The sequence below is a fragment of the Stenotrophomonas sp. YJH_SMC_80 genome, from assembly GCF_059372495.1.
This window is the reverse complement of record NZ_JCAFVP010000001.1, coordinates 272,626-289,524: the sequence shown is the minus strand read 5'-3', so window position 1 is coordinate 289,524 and position 16,899 is coordinate 272,626. Positions and strand designations below refer to the sequence as shown.

Annotated in this window: 17 protein-coding genes and 1 tRNA gene; 9 read left to right on the top strand and 9 right to left on the bottom strand. The window is 66.7% G+C overall.

What is annotated here, in order from left to right:
* Positions 1–32: 32 nt before the first annotated feature.
* Together AC5P99_RS01260 and rimK are read right to left on the bottom strand one after the other, a co-directional pair.
* On the bottom strand, positions 33–509 hold the full coding sequence (locus tag AC5P99_RS01260; protein WP_123958970.1) for a hypothetical protein: 477 nt from the start codon (positions 507–509) through the stop codon (positions 33–35).
* Between the two features lie 246 nt (positions 510–755).
* Positions 756–1,634, bottom strand: a complete 879-nt coding sequence (gene rimK / locus AC5P99_RS01255; RefSeq protein WP_005410807.1) for a 30S ribosomal protein S6--L-glutamate ligase — start codon at positions 1,632–1,634, stop codon at positions 756–758.
* A gap of 129 nt (positions 1,635–1,763) precedes the next feature.
* Between rimK and AC5P99_RS01250 the strand changes: the two genes are divergently transcribed.
* The gene (locus AC5P99_RS01250) at positions 1,764–2,201 is read left to right on the top strand and encodes an acyl-CoA thioesterase (RefSeq protein WP_005414313.1); all 438 of its coding nucleotides are present in this window, start codon (positions 1,764–1,766) and stop codon (positions 2,199–2,201) included.
* Here AC5P99_RS01250 and AC5P99_RS01245 read toward each other — a convergent pair whose 3' ends face one another.
* The 4 genes from AC5P99_RS01245 to AC5P99_RS01230 form a co-directional block, all read right to left on the bottom strand.
* Entirely contained in the window at positions 2,202–3,356 is a 1,155-nt protein-coding gene (locus AC5P99_RS01245) for a hypothetical protein (RefSeq protein WP_495212879.1), read from the bottom strand.
* 74 nt (positions 3,357–3,430) lie between these two features.
* Positions 3,431–3,835, bottom strand: coding sequence for a DUF805 domain-containing protein (locus tag AC5P99_RS01240; protein ID WP_043034313.1), 405 nt, complete (start codon positions 3,833–3,835; stop codon positions 3,431–3,433).
* A gap of 319 nt (positions 3,836–4,154) precedes the next feature.
* Positions 4,155–4,228 (bottom strand) — tRNA-Gly (locus tag AC5P99_RS01235).
* Between the two features lie 114 nt (positions 4,229–4,342).
* On the bottom strand, positions 4,343–6,178 hold the full coding sequence (locus AC5P99_RS01230; protein WP_149501302.1) for an autotransporter outer membrane beta-barrel domain-containing protein: 1,836 nt from the start codon (positions 6,176–6,178) through the stop codon (positions 4,343–4,345).
* A gap of 206 nt (positions 6,179–6,384) precedes the next feature.
* On the opposite strand from AC5P99_RS01230, the gene thiS reads away from it, so the two are divergent.
* The 4 genes from thiS to AC5P99_RS01210 all read left to right on the top strand — a co-directional run bounded on the left by thiS (position 6,385) and on the right by AC5P99_RS01210 (position 10,140).
* Positions 6,385–6,585, top strand: coding sequence for a sulfur carrier protein ThiS (gene thiS / locus AC5P99_RS01225; RefSeq protein ID WP_005410812.1), 201 nt, complete (start codon positions 6,385–6,387; stop codon positions 6,583–6,585).
* A gap of 151 nt (positions 6,586–6,736) precedes the next feature.
* Positions 6,737–7,531: a thiazole synthase gene (locus tag AC5P99_RS01220; protein WP_005410813.1), complete on the top strand. Its 795-nt coding sequence runs from the start codon at positions 6,737–6,739 to the stop codon at positions 7,529–7,531.
* Positions 7,531–8,265 (top strand): tRNA (guanosine(46)-N7)-methyltransferase TrmB, encoded by a 735-nt coding sequence (gene trmB, locus AC5P99_RS01215; RefSeq protein ID WP_005410814.1) that lies wholly within the window; start codon positions 7,531–7,533, stop codon positions 8,263–8,265. The genes AC5P99_RS01220 and trmB overlap by 1 nt, the downstream gene beginning before the upstream one ends.
* Positions 8,266–8,292: 27 nt before the next feature.
* Positions 8,293–10,140, top strand: a complete 1,848-nt coding sequence (locus AC5P99_RS01210) for an SLC13 family permease (protein ID WP_005414317.1) — start codon at positions 8,293–8,295, stop codon at positions 10,138–10,140.
* Positions 10,141–10,447: 307 nt separating this feature from the next.
* Here AC5P99_RS01210 and AC5P99_RS01205 read toward each other — a convergent pair whose 3' ends face one another.
* Positions 10,448–10,783, bottom strand: a complete 336-nt coding sequence (locus AC5P99_RS01205) for a Rieske (2Fe-2S) protein (protein WP_099530139.1) — start codon at positions 10,781–10,783, stop codon at positions 10,448–10,450.
* 178 nt (positions 10,784–10,961) lie between these two features.
* Between AC5P99_RS01205 and AC5P99_RS01200 the strand changes: the two genes are divergently transcribed.
* The 4 genes from AC5P99_RS01200 to AC5P99_RS01185 all read left to right on the top strand — a co-directional run bounded on the left by AC5P99_RS01200 (position 10,962) and on the right by AC5P99_RS01185 (position 14,140).
* Positions 10,962–11,243, top strand: a complete 282-nt coding sequence (locus AC5P99_RS01200) for a hypothetical protein (protein WP_005410817.1) — start codon at positions 10,962–10,964, stop codon at positions 11,241–11,243.
* Positions 11,244–11,318: 75 nt separating this feature from the next.
* A complete protein-coding gene (locus AC5P99_RS01195) occupies positions 11,319–12,035 on the top strand; it encodes a fumarylacetoacetate hydrolase family protein (RefSeq protein ID WP_012481114.1) in 717 nt (238 codons plus the stop codon).
* A gap of 54 nt (positions 12,036–12,089) precedes the next feature.
* Positions 12,090–12,494 (top strand): large-conductance mechanosensitive channel protein MscL, encoded by a 405-nt coding sequence (gene mscL, locus AC5P99_RS01190; RefSeq protein WP_014038282.1) that lies wholly within the window; start codon positions 12,090–12,092, stop codon positions 12,492–12,494.
* 224 nt (positions 12,495–12,718) lie between these two features.
* A complete protein-coding gene (locus tag AC5P99_RS01185) occupies positions 12,719–14,140 on the top strand; it encodes a M28 family peptidase (RefSeq protein ID WP_012481115.1) in 1,422 nt (473 codons plus the stop codon).
* 161 nt (positions 14,141–14,301) lie between these two features.
* Here AC5P99_RS01185 and AC5P99_RS01180 read toward each other — a convergent pair whose 3' ends face one another.
* Complete coding sequence (locus tag AC5P99_RS01180) at positions 14,302–15,135, bottom strand: TrmH family RNA methyltransferase (RefSeq protein ID WP_099605872.1); 834 nt, start codon at positions 15,133–15,135, stop codon at positions 14,302–14,304.
* Positions 15,128–16,648, bottom strand: a complete 1,521-nt coding sequence (locus AC5P99_RS01175; RefSeq protein WP_005414320.1) for an alanine/glycine:cation symporter family protein — start codon at positions 16,646–16,648, stop codon at positions 15,128–15,130. Before AC5P99_RS01175 ends, AC5P99_RS01180 begins: the two co-directional genes overlap by 8 nt.
* Between the last annotated feature and the right edge of the window lie 251 nt (positions 16,649–16,899).

The window sequence follows — 16,899 nt, the reverse complement described above, 5'->3', positions numbered from 1 at the left end:
AGCAAGTGCCAATGGTCGGGGCAGCGGAAGCCCTACCGCGAGCTGGCAGGGTTGAAGTTGTTGAAGGTGCGCTGGTCGTTCAACAGCGCCTTGCCCTTTTCCTCGATCCGGCGGCGTTCGGCCACTGTCAGGCAGCGGCTTTTGGGCATGTTGCTGCCGGTACTGCGCGTGTGCTGGCAGATCTGCCGGCTGTCCTCGTGGGCGCGGGTGAGCAGGATATTGATCCGCTCCTGGTCGTTGAAGACCTCCCCCTGCACCTGCGGCGGCAGTTCCTGCACGCTCTGGTGGCCGCCCATCCGCGCGGTGATCCGGGCCAGCGCTTCGCGCACGGTGCTGCGGTCATCAGCGGAAATCTCGCTGTAATCGCCATCATCCAGGGCTTTTTCGACCTGGCGCACCTGCTCGGCCACCGGCGACTGCCGGTCCATCTGCACAACGGCTTTCTCCGGCTTGGCCGCAGCAGATCCGGCCAGGCCCAGCAACAACGCGATCATCGTGATGCGGTACATCGCCAGCCTCCGATCCATCCAGGAACGATGGGGGCCACTCTACGGCCGTCACGCCACCTCCACAAGGGACAGCGGGCAGGCATAAAAAAGACCCAGGCGGTGCCCCCGCCTGGGTCTGAAGTTGTATCCCGATACCGATCCTGCTGAGAGGCAGAGCTGCGGTTCGCTGAAGCCTACGCGTGGGCCGATTAAAGGCTTGTTAAAGCCGGCCTCATCCGCCCGTGAGAATCTCAAGCCGCTGAATACTCAGGGTTTTTTAAGCTTCTCGACGTGCTCGATGATGCGCGTGGCCACGTCCACCCCGCAGGCGGCCTCGATCCCTTCCAGCCCCGGCGTTGAATTGACCTCCAGCACCAGCGGGCCGCGCGCGGAGCGGATCAGGTCCACCCCGCACACCGACAGTCCCAGCGCCTTGGCCGACCGCACCGCCACCTGCTGCTCGGCACGGCTGGCCTTGGCCGCCACCGCCGTACCCCCGGCATGCAGGTTGGAGCGGAAGTCACCTTCCGGCGCCTGCCGCTGCATCGAGGCAACCACCTGGTCACCGACCACGAAGCAGCGCAGGTCGGCGCCCTTGGCCTCGCCGATGAATTCCTGCATCAGGAAATTGGCGTACAACCCGCGCAGGGCCTCGACAATGCCGCGCGAGGCGCTGGCCTTCTCGGTAAGGATCACGCCGCGCCCCTGGGTACCCTCATTGAGCTTCACCACATGCGGCGGTGGGCCCAGCATGGACAACAGGTCGACGGTGTCGTCGGGGTTGTCGCCGAACACAGTGACCGGCATGTCGATGCCCTTGGCCGCCAGCAGCTGGTGTGCGCGCAGCTTGTCGCGCGAACGCAGGATCGCGTCGGACGGATTCGGGGTGCGTGCACCCATCAGTTCGAACTGGCGCAGCACGGCCGTGCCATAGCGGGTGATCGAGGCACCGATGCGCGGGATGACCATGTCCACGCCGGTCATCGGCCGGCCCTTGTAATGCATCGAAAAGCCATCGGCGGCAATGCGCATGTAGCAGCGCAGCGGATCGAGGATGCGCACGGTGTGGCCGCGCGCGCGCGCCGCCTCGACCAGCCGGCGGGTGGAATACAGGGAACTGTTGCGGGACAGGATGGCGAGCTTCATCGCGGCAGGATCGGGCGGCAGGCGCGCAGCATAGCGCGGGCGTGTGGCGGGTGGATGATGCCCTGCGGCGTGGCTTGCTCAGGCGCAGGCGGCACACTGCGGTGGCAGGCCAGACCGCAAGGAAACCCGATGTCGATCACCGTATTCCCGCGCTTCTCCGAAGTGGATGTACTCGGCCACGTCACCAACACCGCCCTGCCCGTCTGGTTCGAGGAAGGCCGCCAGGAGATCTTCCGGCATTTCAGCCGCGAGGCCAGCATGCGCGACCTGGCACTGATCCTGCGCCGCTACGAGATCGACTTCCTGCAGCAGATACAGGCGGGACACGAAGTGCGCATCGAGACTCGGATCGAGAGCATTGGCCGCTCCTCGCTGTCGATCGTGCAGCAGGCGTTCCAGTTCGAGGCCCTGGTAGCCAGCGGGCGCTGCGTGATGGTTCATTTCGACTACACGGCCAACGCCTCGCGCGAGATCGATGCGGAGCAGCGCCAGGCGTTGTCGGGGCTGTTCACCGAGGAATATGCACAGTCGCTGCGGGAAACGAGCGCGCGCGCCGCCGAGGCCTGATCAGCGCGAGGGAAGGCGCAGCCTGAAGCGCCCATCACGGGCGCGCAGCGCCAACCCGGTTTCACGCCATTCCACAGGCAGCTCCAAGGCTGTGTGGCGCGTGGGGTATCGATGGACGGCATCGGACTCCCAGCGTTCCTCATAGGCTTCGCACTGCAGTGTGCCGTCATCGTCAGCATCGATCACATTGATCCAGGCCACGCTCCGGGCCTTGCCGAAGCCCCCCATCGCATGACGGGCAAAGGCTTGCCAACGACCCTGCCAGCAGACAAGCCACACGCCCTCGATGGGTCGCAGGTTTTCATCAAGCACACTGCCGGCCACCACCAGGCAGCGTCCCGACGGGCTCGCGATCACGGTCTCCAGATCACAGGCATGGCGACCACTGGAGGTCTCGTCAAGGTAAAGGGCATACGGGCAGATGCACGCGAACAGGGCCGGATGCGCAGTCACGCGCAGATCATCGGGAAGCAGCGGGACCGCGCGCAGCACCCGGGCATCAGGCAGGACGTGCCTCAGCTCCCGCGGCAATCCGGCGGCCAGCGCCGGATGTCCGTGCTCCAGCCATAGGCCTCGGCAGGAATGCAGCTGGGTCACGCCGCCGGACTGGCTGCGCAGCCACGACGCCGCCCCCGCCTCCCCATCGGTCTGCAGGCGCTCGCCCAGCTGCTGCCGGAACTGGCCGGGATCAGCCGCAAGCACCTGCACCGTCTTTTGGCGCTCGTCGTAGACGATCACTGCTTCGCATCGATCAACATACCCGCTGGCCAGGCGCAGCGCGCCTCCCGGCAGGTCCTGCCATTCACCACTGGCATCACGACTGCCTCCAGTGGATACGCCTTCGACGATGGCGCCATCGCGCAGCATCTGCGTGCTGTACGCCGGTCCGCCCATGCCCAGCTCGCCCCAATCCAACAGCACATCATGTGCGGGCGGCCGTTCGGCAAAGGGCTTCATCGATCGCGAGCGCAGTCGTGAACCGCCCACGGCATTGCCGACCAGATCGATTCGCTGCAGCGCGCCCCCCAACGCAAGGCACACGGCAAGGCCGGCAATCACTCCCAGAGGCGACCACCAGGCCACACAGACGGCGACCAGGGCCAGGAACGGCATCCACTGGGTGTAGCGCCGCAGGGCGGTTCGATCAAGGGACATGCGGATGAGAGAGGCGCCCCAGCGAACCGTCCACGTCTTCAATGCCGATCCGATCGATTGCGGCCGATGCCGGTTCAAGCATCCTGCGCTCCTGGAACTGCGCCAAATCGATTCTCTTCCTCGCTCCCGGGAAGCAGCATGACTGGAAAGAGGACGAACACCCCCAAGGGAATGAACGCGATCACGGTGTACCAGCCTGACTCGTCGATGTCGTGCAATCTCCTCACGGTCAGGGCCAGCATCGGAGGCAGGAAGACGAAGACAGCGCAGACGGTCATGACCCATCCCACCTTCCACAGGCTCTCGGACGTTTCCCAATCCAATGACAGGTACCCGACCAGCCAGTAACCGCGATCCATCACGCTGTAGCTCACCGCCATCACGAACCCGGCCAGCAGCGAATACGACCAGAACTCCCGCCGGTCGGATCGTCCGGAAAAATCAAAGCATCGCCTGATGGGCACAAGTGCAGCGATCATTCACGCTCCGGGCAACGGATGTTGGGCGTCAACAGCTGACGATCTTCTAGCATTGCGAAGCCAAGCATCAACTGAACCCCGCAGCTCGACCGGGCCCGGGAGGCCACAGCAGCCGCAGCTGCAGCAGCTGCAGCAGGGCAGTTCCCGTCCTGCAGGCTATGCGCAAGGATGCATTCGGACACGACCGATCCGGCCAAGGGATGTTTGCGAAGCGACGTCCAGCCCTGCCATTCACCGGGCATCTCGACCGGGATCCATGCGCGGAAAAGCGGGGTGCGGATATCGCGGAGCGTCTGCCTGATGCAGACCGCTGGAGACATGGAGCGGGCGATGGGAATCGAACCCACGTCAGTAGCTTGGGAAGCTACAGCTCTACCATTGAGCTACGCCCGCGTTGCGGTGGGAAGTCTATGCGCTGGGCCCCGTGTTGCGCAATGGTGCCCATCGCATCAGGCCGGGGTCACAGCCCTCTCGCTGCCGAGAGGGCCGACCCCGCCTGGTTTCTGCTTAGAAGGTGCCGCTGAAGTTGGCGAACAGCGTTGCGTCCTGGGCACGCTTCTGCCCGGCCGAAGCGCTCAGGCCGAAGTTGCTCTGCAGCCCGAACAGTTCGGTGCGGGCGCCCAGCACGACGGTCGCGTAGTCCTTGTCGAACTTCAGGCCCGGCACACGGTAGGTGCCCAGTTCCGGCAGGGTCTGCAGCCACGCGCTGCCCTGCTTGGTGTCTTCGAACTCATGGTCGTAGGTCAGCTGCGCGTACGGCTTGAGGGTGCCGCCATCGAAGCGGGCCTGCCAACCGATGCGACCAACGGTCGAATCAACGTTCTGGCGGTCGTAGCCCAGCGCGGTGGCCAGGGTGCCGGCCGCAGCGCTTTCGGTGTAACCATCGATCTTCACCTTCTGCCAGATCACCGAAGCGATCGGGCCGTGGCGGAAGCCGCCTTCGGTGCCGAACTCGTAACCGGCGTTCAGGGCGGCGGTCAGGTTGCTGCCGTCCGGCGAACCACCGTGCTCGCGGGTGGCCGGGCCGAGCTGGACCTTGCGGTTCACGTCATACGACAGCCAGGTGTAGCTGACCTGGCCGTTCACCCAGATGCGATCGCCGTACCAGCCGGCGAACAGACCGGCGGTGGTGTCCTTCTGGGTGAAATCGCCACGGCTGTTGCCGAAGTCGGCGTTGAGGCGGCCGAAGCCGGCGAAGCCGCCGACCACCATGCCGTCGCGCGCCCAGTCGATGCCGAACAGGCCGGCCGGCGCCAGGCCGTCGTACAGATCCGCGTGGTCGTAGCGCTGCAGGTCACCGCGGACGCCGCCCCACCAGGACAGGCCGTCGGCCGGACGACCGCCCAGGTGCATGCTGACCTGATCGGCACGCGAACGACCGATGGTCTGTGCCGAGTGGCTCAGCACCTGCTGCAGGCGCGGGGCTTCCAGCACCGAGACCGCATACTGGCCCAGCAGCTGGTGGCCCGCCGTGGTCGGATGCACGCCATCGGCGAACAGATAGGTGTTGGCCGCATCCGGGCTGACGTAGCTGGTCGGATTGCAGGTCAGGATGCTCTGGGTCGAATTGGCCGGATCGATCTTGCAGGCGGTGCTGGTGACGTTGGTGAAGCCGTACATGGCCGGATTGGCGGCGACTTCGCCCAGCACGGTGAAGGTATCGAGCGGGATGAACTCGATGCCGGCCTGCTTCAGGCCACCATAAAGAGCCTTGTTGTAGCCGGCTGACAGCGCGGTGGCGGTGGCCGCGTTCGGGCCGCGGAAGGCCGGAGTCAGGCCGACGTTCGGCAGGTTCGGCACCAGCACGTACTGCGCACCGGCCTGCTTCAGCGCACCCACCAGAGCGATCTGGTCGGTGACGGCGGCGCCGATGATGGCCTGTGCCTGCGCCGGTGCAGCTGCGGCGGCGAACAGGTCATTGGCGCCGCCCCACACCGTGTACAGGACATTGCCGTCAGCCTTGCCGCCGTTGGCGGCCAGATAACGGGCCGCCTGCGACTTCAGCGAGGGGATAGTCCCCATTGCGCTCGGCACGTCCACGCCAACGCGGGCACCACCGACCGCGTAATTGTCACCGTTCTGGCCGTTGCCATTGGCGGCGCCATTGAGGCCATAGTAGTTGGCGACCTGCTGCGACCACACCCAGCCCGGGTTGGTGGTGAACTGGCCGGTCACCGGACGCACATCGGCCGGCAGCAGCGGGCGGAAATAGCCGGCATCGGTCAGGCTGTCGCCGAAGAACACGGCCTTGGAATACGGGGATTCGCCTGCCATGGCCGGAAGCGCGGCCAGCGCGATCGCGGCCGCCATCAGGGTGCGGATCGGGCGTTTGCTGAGCAGCATGAAAAAACTCCTGTGGGGATATCGTTGAGGACCCGGCGGACGTACGCCGGCGCACGGTGAATGGTTTCACTGCGCCGCGTTTTGCTCACGCTGCGCCGCCGCATGGATTGTCGCCCGATCACCGGGAAACCTGCTGTGCCGGAGCTGGCGCCCCGTTCAATTTGCAAGTGTTCCGATCCCGGCGGGCTATCGGCGACAATGCACGGATGAACATCCAGCTCAATGGCGAACCCCGCGCCCTGCCCGCTTCGGCAACCCTCCACGACCTGCTCGAGGCCGAACAGTTGCTGCAGCGCCGGGTGGCGGTCGAGGTCAACGGCGAGATCGTCAGCCGCAGCCGCCACGGCGAGCACGTCCTGGCCGAAGGCGACGTGGTGGAGATCGTGCACGCGTTGGGCGGGGGCTGAGACCTCCGGGTGGTGCCGGCCGCTGGCCGGCAATCCGACGCTGTCAGGCACCCTACATGTGCCGGCCAGCGGCCGGCTCTACCCTCGCTCTCCTGCGGACAGCACCGCCTTGCGTGATCCCATCTTCAGGCGGATAGGCGATAATCACGCCATGAACGTTCATGTCTCCCCCGATTCGCTGGTGATCGCCGGCAAGACCTATGGCTCGCGGCTGCTGACCGGCACCGGCAAGTTCAAGGATCTGGAAGAAACCCGCCTGGCCACCGAGGCCGCGGGCGCCCAGATCGTCACCGTGGCGATCCGCCGCACCAACATCGGGCAGAACCCGGGCGAGCCGAACCTGCTCGACGTGCTGCCGCCGGAGCGCTACACCATCCTGCCCAACACCGCCGGCTGCTACACCGCCGAAGATGCCGTGCGCACCTGCCGCCTGGCCCGTGAGCTGCTGGACGGCCATAACCTGACCAAGCTGGAAGTGCTGGGCGACCAGAAGTCGCTGTACCCGGACGTGGTGCAGACCCTCAAGGCTGCCGAGCAGCTGGTCAAGGACGGCTTCGAAGTGATGGTCTACACCTCTGACGATCCGATCCTGGCCAAGCGCCTGGAAGAGATCGGCTGCGCTGCGGTGATGCCGCTGGCCGCGCCGATCGGTTCGGGCCTGGGCATCCAGAACAAGTACAACCTGCTGCAGATCATCGAAGACGCCAAGGTGCCGATCATCGTCGACGCCGGCGTCGGTACCGCGTCGGATGCCGCGATTGCGATGGAGCTGGGCTGCGACGGCGTGCTGATGAACACGGCCATTGCCGGTGCGCGCCACCCGGTGCTGATGGCCAGTGCCATGCGCAAAGCGGTCGAGGCCGGCCGCGAGGCCTTCCTGGCCGGGCGCATCCCGCGCAAGCGCTACGCCAGCGCCTCCTCCCCGGTGGATGGGCTGATCGGCTGATGACCAATCCTTTCGACAGCGCCGGTTCCAAGGCTCCGCCCAAGCCCTTCACCGTAAGCGAGGGCCGCCGCGAGGTGCGCAGCTTCGTGTTGCGCCAAGGCCGCTTCACCCCCGCCCAGCAGCGCGCGTTCGACGAACGCTGGCCGCGCTTCGGCCTCGACTACACCGGCCAGCCGCGTGACCTGGACGCCACCTTCGGCCGCCCGGCACACAAGGTGCTGGAAATCGGCTTCGGCAACGGTGCCGCGCTGCGCTTCGCCGCCCAGCACGACCCGTCACGCGATTACATCGGCATCGAAGTGCACGCCCCGGGCGTGGGCAGGCTGCTGAACGCGCTGGCCGACGACAACGCCGACCACGTGCGCCTGTACCACCACGACGCGGTTGAAGTGCTGCAGAACGAGATCGCCGATGGCGCGCTCGATGAAGTGCGCATCTACTTCCCGGACCCGTGGCACAAGAAGCGCCACAACAAGCGCCGCCTGCTGCAGCCGGCGTTCGCCGAACTGCTGGTGCGCAAGCTGCGCCCGGGCGGTCGCCTGCACTGTGCCACCGACTGGGAGGACTACGCCGAGCAGATGTGGGACGTGCTCGATGCCACCGCCGGCCTGGTCAACCGTGCCGGCCCGCGTGGCAGCGTGCCGCGCCCGGACTGGCGCCCGCAGACCCACTTCGAGACCCGCGGCCAGAAGCTCGGCCATGGCGTCTGGGACCTGCTGTACGACCGCACCTGACGATCGCCTGAGGACGCCGCGCCCCACATGGATACCGCGCTGACGCTGACCAACGACATGAAGCTCGTGCTCGGGCTGGTCGGCTTCACGATGGCGATGTTCCTGTTCGAGCGCATCCGCGCCGACGTGGTCGCGCTGGTGGTACTGGTGGTGCTCGGTGTCACCGGGCTGATCGCGCCGGAGGAAATCTTCGGCGGCTTCTCCGGTAACGCGGTGATGAGCATCATCGCCACCACCATCCTCGGTGCCGGCCTGGACCGCACCGGGGCGCTGAACCGGCTGGCCGCGTGGCTGCTGCGACGCGGTCATGGCGTCGAGCAGCGGCTGCTGATGATGACCACGGCCATTGCCGGCCTGAACTCGTCCTTCATGCAGAACCCGTCGGTGATGGCGCTGTACCTGCCGGTGGCTTCGCGACTGGCAGCGCGCACCGGGCTGACCCTGCAGCGCCTGCTGCTGCCGATTTCGGCGGCGATCGTGATGGGCGGTGCGCTGACCATGGTCGGCAATTCACCGCTCATCCTGCTGAACGATCTGCTGGCCTCGGCCAACAACAACCTGCCCTCGGGCCTGGCTACCATCGAGCCGCTGCGCATGTTCGCGCCGCTGCCGATCGGCGTGGCGCTGCTGATCGCCTCGCTGCTGTACTTCCGCTACTACGGCGACCGCAAGCTGATCGAGGAAGAGAACCTGGCCAACGACGGGGTCACCCCGGCGCGCACCGAAAGCTACTTCGCCAAGACCTATGGCATTGAAGGCGATGTGTTCGAGCTGGTGGTCAGTGCCGAAAGCCCGCTGGTCGGCATGACCCTGGGCGAGGCCGAGAACCTGCACGATGCCCCGCTGCTGCTGGCCCTGAAGACCGGCAACGACACCCGCCTGGCGCCGCCGGCGGAGATGCGCATCTGGGTGGGCAGCGTGCTCGGCGCAATGGGTCCGCGCGAGCAGATCAACGACTTCGCGCAGAACCAGTTCCTGCGCATGTCTTCGCGCCTGAAGCACCTGGGTGACCTGTTCAACCCGAGCCGCGCCGGTATTTCCGAGGCGGTGGTACCGCCGACCTCGAACGTGATCGGCAAGAGCGCGGCCGACCTGCGCCTGCGCAAGGAGCGCGGCATCAGCCTGCTGGCGATCAACCGCGACAAGCAGGTGATCCGCGAGGACGCGCGCGACGTGCAGTTGCGCGCCGGCGACATGCTGGTCTTCCACAGCATCTGGACCGACCTGGCACAGGCGGCCAAGAGCCGCGACTTCGTGGTGGTGACCGACTACCCGACCGGCGAACAACGCCCGCACAAGTTCAAGATCGCCATGGCGATCTTCGCGTTGACCATCCTGATCGCGCTGACCAGCAAGCTGCCGGTGGCACTGACGCTGATGACCGGCGTGGCCGGCATGCTGCTGACCGGCGTGCTGCGCATGGACGAGGCCTATGCCTCGATCAACTGGAAAACGGTGTTCATGATGGCCGGGCTGATCCCGCTCGGCTGGGCGATGGACTCCAGTGGTGCGGCGGCATGGGTGGCCGGCCATACCATCGACAAGCTGCCGACCGGCATCCCGGTGTGGGTGCTGGAGGTGGCGCTGGCGCTGCTGACCACGGCGTTCTCGCTGGTGATCAGCCATGTGGGCGCGACCATCGTGATGGTGCCGATCGCGGTGAACCTGGCACTGGCGGCGGGCGGCAACCCGACCGCGTTCGCGCTGATCGTGGCGCTGTCGGCGTCCAACAATCTGATGACCGCCTCCAACCCGGTGATCTCGATGATCACCGGGCCGGCCAACTACACCCCGCGCGAGATGTGGCGGGTCGGCGGACCGCTGTCGCTGATCTACACCTGCGTGGTGGTGCTGATGATCAACCTGATGTTCTGAGGGTTGGGGTTTGTTGGCAGGGCTGCGCCCTGCACCTGCAGAAGCCGAAGCAACAGCAACAGCGGGCATTCCGTGGGATGGCGGGGCACTGTGGGTTTGCGGGGACGCCGTAAACCCATCCATGGGGGCTTGGTCGCGGCATCCATGCCGCTCACACCCCGCAAACCCACAGTGCCCCGCCTTCGACAGGTTCACGCGGCTGGTGGTGGGTGCCGACCGTTGGTCGGCACGGATCTCGCTCTGGTAGGTGTCGACCTTGGTCGACACGGCTTTTGTAGAGTCGAGCCGTGCTCGACTGTTTCTGGCCTCAAGCCAGATAGACCTGCCCGTCGCGCACGTCCACCGGCACCGCACGCAGGCGGTCGCCCTTGCAGGGGCCGGCGATGCAGTCGCCGCTGTCCAGCGCGAACGAGGCGCCATGCGCGGCGCAGACCAGGTTGCCTTCACGGCTCTTCAGGAACTGGCCCGGGGCCCAGTCCAAGCGGCGGCCGGCGTGCGGGCAGATGTTCAGGAACGCGCGCACCTGCGCACCGTCGCGGTACAGCACCAGCGACTCGGCATCGCCATCAACCACTGCTTCGACCTCGGCAAACGCGCCATCGGCAATGGCATCAAGGGCGATCAGGGCGGCAGGGGCAGTCATGGCGAAGGCTCGGACAGTAAACCCGCATTGTCGCACGCCCACTCAGGTGACTGGCTGCGACATGAACACAAGTCATTGATCCGTAATAAGCACAGGCTATATTTAACGAGTTTTTCACTCAATGACAGTGGCGCGTCCCGATACTCTGGTTTCGCTGATCCCAGCCTATCGAGCCGCCATGTTCAATCGCGCATCCGCCTTCAACCAGTTCCGCACCCTGTTCGCGCCGCGCAAGCCGCGCCATCCGCTGGTGCGCGTTGCCGTGGGCCTGCTTGGCCTGGCGATCCTGGCCGCGATGGTGTTCATCGGCGTGTTCGTCGGTGCAGCGATGATCCTGGTCGGCCTGGCGTGGAAGCTGCTGGCCTCGCGCAAGCCGGGTGTTGCCCGTCCGGTCGACCCGACCGTGGTCGAAGGCGAGTACCGCGTGGTACGCAAGCCGGTGCTGCCGGCCTCGCGCTGATCCAGGTCTTCCGCGCCCGCTGACGGCGGGCGCCATGCGTTCTAGACTGCGGGCACGCCCTTCCTGGATGCCCGCATGTCCGATGTCTCCGATGTGATCCCTGCCGTAGCCCTGCCGCGTGTACCGGTGGTGGGCGGTGGCAGTTTCCCCGTGCACCGCATCTACTGCGTCGGCCGCAACTTCGCCGACCACGCCCGCGAAATGGGCGCGGCGGTGCCGGCGGCCGATGACCGTGGCCGCCCGATGTTCTTCAGCAAGCCGGCCGATGCGATCGTGGTCGGCCACGACGACGCCATCCCCTACCCGCCGGCGACCGCCAACCTGCACCACGAAGTGGAGCTGGTGGTGGCGATCGGCCGTGATGCGCCCGCAGGCGAACTGGCCGTGGCCGATGCCGAAGCACTGGTCTACGGCTACGCCGTCGGCCTGGACCTGACCCGCCGCGACCTGCAGGCTGCGGCCAAGGACAAGGGCCACCCGTGGGATGCCGCAAAGGGCTTCGACGCCTCCGCGCCGATCAGCGAAATCGTCCACGCCGAAGAGGTCGGCGACCTGGCCGCGCTCAACCTGTCGCTGGAGGTCAACGGCGAGGTGCGCCAGCAGGCGCTGCTGGACCAGATGATCTGGAACGTGCCGGAGATCCTGCACGAGCTGTCCAAGCTGTGGCAGCTGCGTGCCGGCGACCTGGTGTTCATGGGCACCCCGTCCGGCGTGGCTGCACTGAAGCCCGGCGACCGCTTCAGCGCGCGCCTGGAAAACGTGGCCGAGCGCCACGGCGTGATCGCCGGCTGACATTACCTGCGCTACCCTGCGCGCTGTCCACTTCCCCACCGGAGAAAAACAACAATGGGAATGCTCACCGAGTTCAAGGAATTCGCGATGCGCGGCAACGTCATCGACCTCGCCGTCGGCGTGGTGATCGGCGCGGCCTTCGGCAAGATCGTGACGGCGCTGGTCGAGAAGATCATCATGCCGCCGCTGGGCTACCTGATCGGCCGCGTGGACTTCTCCAGCCTGGCCTGGACCCTGTCGCCGGCCCACCTGGGTCCGGATGGCAAGGAGATTCCGGCCGTGGTGGTTGGCTACGGCGACTTCATCAATACCATCATCCAGTTCGTGATCGTGGCCTTCGCCATCTTCATCGTGGTCAAGGCGATCAACCGCCTGTCGCGCAAGCAGGAGGCTGCACCGGCCGCACCGGCCGAGGAAGTGGTGCTGCTGCGCGAGATCCGCGACAGCCTGAAGAAATAAGGCGGCAGAACGGTAGTGCCGGCCGCTGGCCGGCAACATCGGAACATGCGGAAGCCGGCCAGCGGCCGGCACTACCGCAGCTGCGCGAAAGCCCCGCTCCGGCGGGGCTTTCGCTTTGCCGGACATGGCGGAAAACAGCGTTCGCGCCAGCCATGACCTCCCGCCCATGCGCCGGGCTGAACGACTGTTAAGCTCCAAGGCTTGGTCCCTTCCCGGAGCTGTCCATGCGTCGCCGCGTCCTTGCCATCGCATCCTCCCTCGCCCTGCTGGCCGCCCCGGCCTTCGCGGCGCCGCATACCACCACCCTGCCCCCGGCGTCGCTGGCCACCGCCGCACAGCTGCGTGACCAGGCGCTGGCCGATGACACCGGCTGGAAGGTGGTCGAATCGCTCACCACCGAAATCGGCCCGCGCATCGCCGGCAGCGAGGCCGACGCCCGCGCCGTGGCCTGGGCCGAAGCCAAGTTCAAGGCACTGGGTTTCGACAAGGTGTGGAAGGAACCGGTGACCTTCCCGAAGTGGGAGCGCCGCAGTGAACACGCTGCCGTGACCGGCAGGAACCCGCAGCCGCTGCAGATCACTGCGCTGGGCGGCAGCCCGGGCGGCACGGTGGAAGCGGAGGTGGTGCGCTTCGCCGATCTGGCCGCCCTGCAGGCGGCACCGGCCGGTTCGCTGAAGGGCAAGATCGCCTTCGTCGATTACCAGATGCTGCCGTTCCGCGATGGCCGCGACTACGGCCGCGGCGGTGCAATCCGCAGCAAGGGACCGTCAGAAGCGATCCGCAAGGGCGCGGTGGGCTTCCTGATGCGCTCGGCCGGTACCGACTCCCACCGCGTGCCGCACACCGGCATCACCCGTTTCGATGATGGCCTGACCCCGGTGCCGTCGGCGGCACTGTCGGTGCCCGATGCCGACCAGCTGGCGCGCCTGCTGGCCCGTGGCAGCACCACGGTGAAGGTGGCACTGGATTGCGGCTGGGACGGCACCGCCACCTCGTACAACGTGATCGGCGAGATCACCGGCCGCAGCCTGCCGAAGGAAGTGGTGGTGATCGGTGGTCACCTGGATTCGTGGGACCTGGGCACCGGCGCCGTGGATGACGGCGCGGGCGTGGGCATCACGATGGCCGCCGGCCACCTGATCGGCCAGCTCAAGCAGGCACCGAAGCGCACCATCCGCGTGATCGCCTTCGCCAACGAGGAGCAGGGCCTCTACGGCGGCAAGGCCTATGCCGAGGCACACGCCAAGGACGTGGCCCTGCACCAGCTGGCCGCCGAGAGCGACTTCGGCGCAGGCCGCATCTACGCCTTCAATACCGGTTCACCGAATCCGGAAGGCTCACGTGAAGCGACGAAGCAGATTGCCGAAGTAATGAAGCCGCTGGGCATCGAGTACCAGGCCGACAAGGGTGGCCCGGGCCCGGACGTCGGCCCGCTGGCCGCCAAGGGCGGTGCATGGGCGTGGCTGGCGCAGGACGGCTCGGACTACTTCCACCTGCACCACACCGCCGACGACACGCTGGACAAGATCGACCCGAAGGCACTGGCGCAGAACGTGGCCGCGTATACGGTGTTCGCGTACCTGGCGGCGGAAGCCGATGGCAGTTTCGGCAGCGAAGCCAAGGCGACCACGCCTCCGAACGAGTGATGCGGTAGTGCCGGGCCATGCCCGGCGAGCGCAGCGGCAGGAGCGGTGCGAACCAAGGTTCGCACCCACCAAGGCGGGTCCTGAATCAGGAACCCGACAGGGTCAGAGCCCTCGCCTGCGGCGAGGGATCCGACCCCGATCATGCGAGCCCGGATACGGGATCACCCGCGTCGACTGGCCCACTGCGCCAGCAGCACGGCCGTGGCCGAGGCCACGTTCAGGCTCTCCACCGCGCCACTGCCGGGAATCGAGACCTGCAGGTCGCACTGTCCCGCCAAACCGCGGTCCATGCCCTCGCCTTCGGCGCCCATCACGTACACCAGCCGCTCCGGCAGCGACGCACGGAACACGTCGTCGCCACCCTCAACGAGGGTCGCCACCAGCCCAAAGCCGGCACTGCGCAGCTGCGCCATCGCCTCTGCAGTCTCCGGCAACTGCACCAGCGGCACCGACTCCGCCCCGCCTTCGGCCACGCGTGCGGCAGCACCGGACAGCGCCAGCGTGCTGCCGGCCGGCAGCAGCAGCGCCTTGACGCCGAAATGCGCGGCCGAGCGCAGGATCGCGCCGAAGTTGTGCGGGTTGCCGACACCATCCAGCCACAACGCCAGCACCGGGCCCTGCTCCAGATCGGCCAGCCACTGCGCCAGCGGCACGACCGGCGCACGCAGCACGTCGGCCACCAGGCCTTCGTGATGGGTCGTGGCAGCCAGCTTGTTGAGATCGCCTTCCTCCACCACGCGATAGCCCACGCGGTTGGCCACGCACCACTTCAGCACCGGCTGCATGCGCGGAATCAGCGCGTCCACCAGGTACAGCTTGCGCAGCGCCTGCGGGCGCTTGGCGAACAGCGCCTGTACGGCGTTCCAGCCATACAGGCGCAGTTCGTCGTTGCCGCGCCCCGGCGGCGGCGGGGTGCCGCCCTCACGCGGTGGCAGCGGGGTGGCCCGCGGCGGTCGCGACGACGGGCGGCGGGCATTCTTCCAGGGATCATTCACTACGGGACAACTCCAGCTTGCGTTGACGCCAGAAATCGGCGTTCTTGATGCCCAGGGCATCGGGGTCGAAGATTGGATCGAGGCCGAGCTTCTTCTGTCGTTCGTAATCACGCAGGGCGAGCATGGCCGGCTTCTGGATGATGAGGATGGCAATGATGTTCAGCCAGGCCATCAGGCCGACGCCGATGTCACCCAGCGCCCAGGCCAGGGTCGCATTATGGAACGCGCCGAACACCACCATGCCGATGATGCCCAGGCGCAGCACCAGCACGGTCAGCGGGCGCTTCCTGTTGTGGTTCACATAGCTGAGGTTGGTCTCGGCCATGTAGTAGTACGCCATGATGGTGGTGAAGGCGAAGAAGAAGATGGCGATGGACACGAACGCCGAACCCCAGCCCGGCAGCACGGCTTCTACGCCGGCCTGGGCGTAACCGGCGCCTTCGGGAATGCCGGCCAGGCCCTGGAAGATCGGCGGGGCGCCGGCACCTGCGGGCGAGTAGACGTTGTAGGTGCCGCTGGCCAGGATCAGGAAGGCGGTAGCGGTGCACACCATCATCGTGTCGAAGTAGATGGCGAAGGCCTGCACGTAGCCCTGCTTGGCCGGGTGCGAGACTTCCGAGGCGGCCGCTGCATGCGGGCCCGAACCCTGGCCGGCTTCGTTGGCGTAGATACCGCGCTTGATGCCCCACTCCACTGCCAGGCCCATCATCGCGCCGAACGCGGCGTGGGTGCCGAAGGCGCTGCTGAAGATGATGTTGAACATCTCCGGCACGCGGTCGTAGTTGATGATCATGATGACGATGGCCATCAGGATGAAGCCGGCGGCCATGAACGGCACCACCACTTCGGCGAAGTTGGCGATGCGCTTGACGCCGCCGAAGATCACCACGCCCAGCAGCAGCGCGACCACGATGCCGATGCCCAGCTTCAGCGCCTGCACCGACTCCATGCCGAAGGCCTGGCCATCGAGCGGACCGCACAGGGCAGTACCGCGGCAGGCGTTGATGATGCTGTCGGCGATCGCGTTGGCCTGCACGCCCGGCATCAGGAAGCCGGCGGCGATGATCGTGGCGATGGCGAAGGCCAGCGCGTACCACTTCAGGCCCATGGCCTTTTCGATGTAGTAGGCCGGGCCACCGCGGTAGCGGCCTTCAGCGTCCTTGGTCTTGTAGATCTGCGCCAGGGTGCATTCCACGTACGACGTGGACGCGCCGAGGAAGCCCATCACCCACATCCAGAAGATCGCACCGGGGCCGCCGAAGGCGATGGCGGTGGCCACGCCGGCGATGTTGCCGATGCCCATGCGGCCGGCCATCGACATGGCCAGGGCCTGGAACGAGGACACGCCGGCGTCGGATTTCTCACCCTTGACGGTGAGGCGGCACATCTCGAGGAAGCCGCGGATCTGCATGAAGCGCGTGCGCAGGCTGAAGAACAGGCCGGCGCCCAGGCACACGAAGATCAGTGCCTTGCTCCAGATGATGCTGTTGATGAAATGTACGGTTGCTTCCACGCGCGCTCTCTCCAGTCGGCGGGTTGTAAGGACGTCCCGTCGGCTGGAAGGGACCGGTCGATTCTCCCTGATCGAAGGCCGCTGCGGTAGCGCCGGATCAATGGGGGCTGCGGGATGGGTGGGTGGGATGGCTGCGCTGACGCCATGATGCCCGGTAGAGTCGACTGTTGGTCCACTGCCGTTGGCCCCGGTCGCAGAAGAGCCCGCGCTGCGCGCGATAGTCGACTGACAGTCGACTCTACCCCTCCCCT

Coding starts and splice junctions, on each gene's coding strand:
- AC5P99_RS01245 (WP_495212879.1), bottom strand. CDS start 3,356: ATGTCCCTTGATCGAACCGCCCTGCGGCGCTACACCCAGTGGATGCCG.
- trmB (WP_005410814.1), top strand. CDS start 7,531: ATGACCAATCCTTTCGACAGCGCCGGTTCCAAGGCTCCGCCCAAGCCC.
- AC5P99_RS01240 (WP_043034313.1), bottom strand. CDS start 3,835: ATGATCGCTGCACTTGTGCCCATCAGGCGATGCTTTGATTTTTCCGGA.
- AC5P99_RS01185 (WP_012481115.1), top strand. CDS start 12,719: ATGCGTCGCCGCGTCCTTGCCATCGCATCCTCCCTCGCCCTGCTGGCC.
- rimK (WP_005410807.1), bottom strand. CDS start 1,634: ATGAAGCTCGCCATCCTGTCCCGCAACAGTTCCCTGTATTCCACCCGC.
- mscL (WP_014038282.1), top strand. CDS start 12,090: ATGGGAATGCTCACCGAGTTCAAGGAATTCGCGATGCGCGGCAACGTC.
- AC5P99_RS01210 (WP_005414317.1), top strand. CDS start 8,293: ATGGATACCGCGCTGACGCTGACCAACGACATGAAGCTCGTGCTCGGG.
- thiS (WP_005410812.1), top strand. CDS start 6,385: ATGAACATCCAGCTCAATGGCGAACCCCGCGCCCTGCCCGCTTCGGCA.
- AC5P99_RS01205 (WP_099530139.1), bottom strand. CDS start 10,783: ATGACTGCCCCTGCCGCCCTGATCGCCCTTGATGCCATTGCCGATGGC.
- AC5P99_RS01220 (WP_005410813.1), top strand. CDS start 6,737: ATGAACGTTCATGTCTCCCCCGATTCGCTGGTGATCGCCGGCAAGACC.
- AC5P99_RS01230 (WP_149501302.1), bottom strand. CDS start 6,178: ATGCTGCTCAGCAAACGCCCGATCCGCACCCTGATGGCGGCCGCGATC.
- AC5P99_RS01250 (WP_005414313.1), top strand. CDS start 1,764: ATGTCGATCACCGTATTCCCGCGCTTCTCCGAAGTGGATGTACTCGGC.
- AC5P99_RS01200 (WP_005410817.1), top strand. CDS start 10,962: ATGTTCAATCGCGCATCCGCCTTCAACCAGTTCCGCACCCTGTTCGCG.
- AC5P99_RS01260 (WP_123958970.1), bottom strand. CDS start 509: ATGTACCGCATCACGATGATCGCGTTGTTGCTGGGCCTGGCCGGATCT.
- AC5P99_RS01195 (WP_012481114.1), top strand. CDS start 11,319: ATGTCCGATGTCTCCGATGTGATCCCTGCCGTAGCCCTGCCGCGTGTA.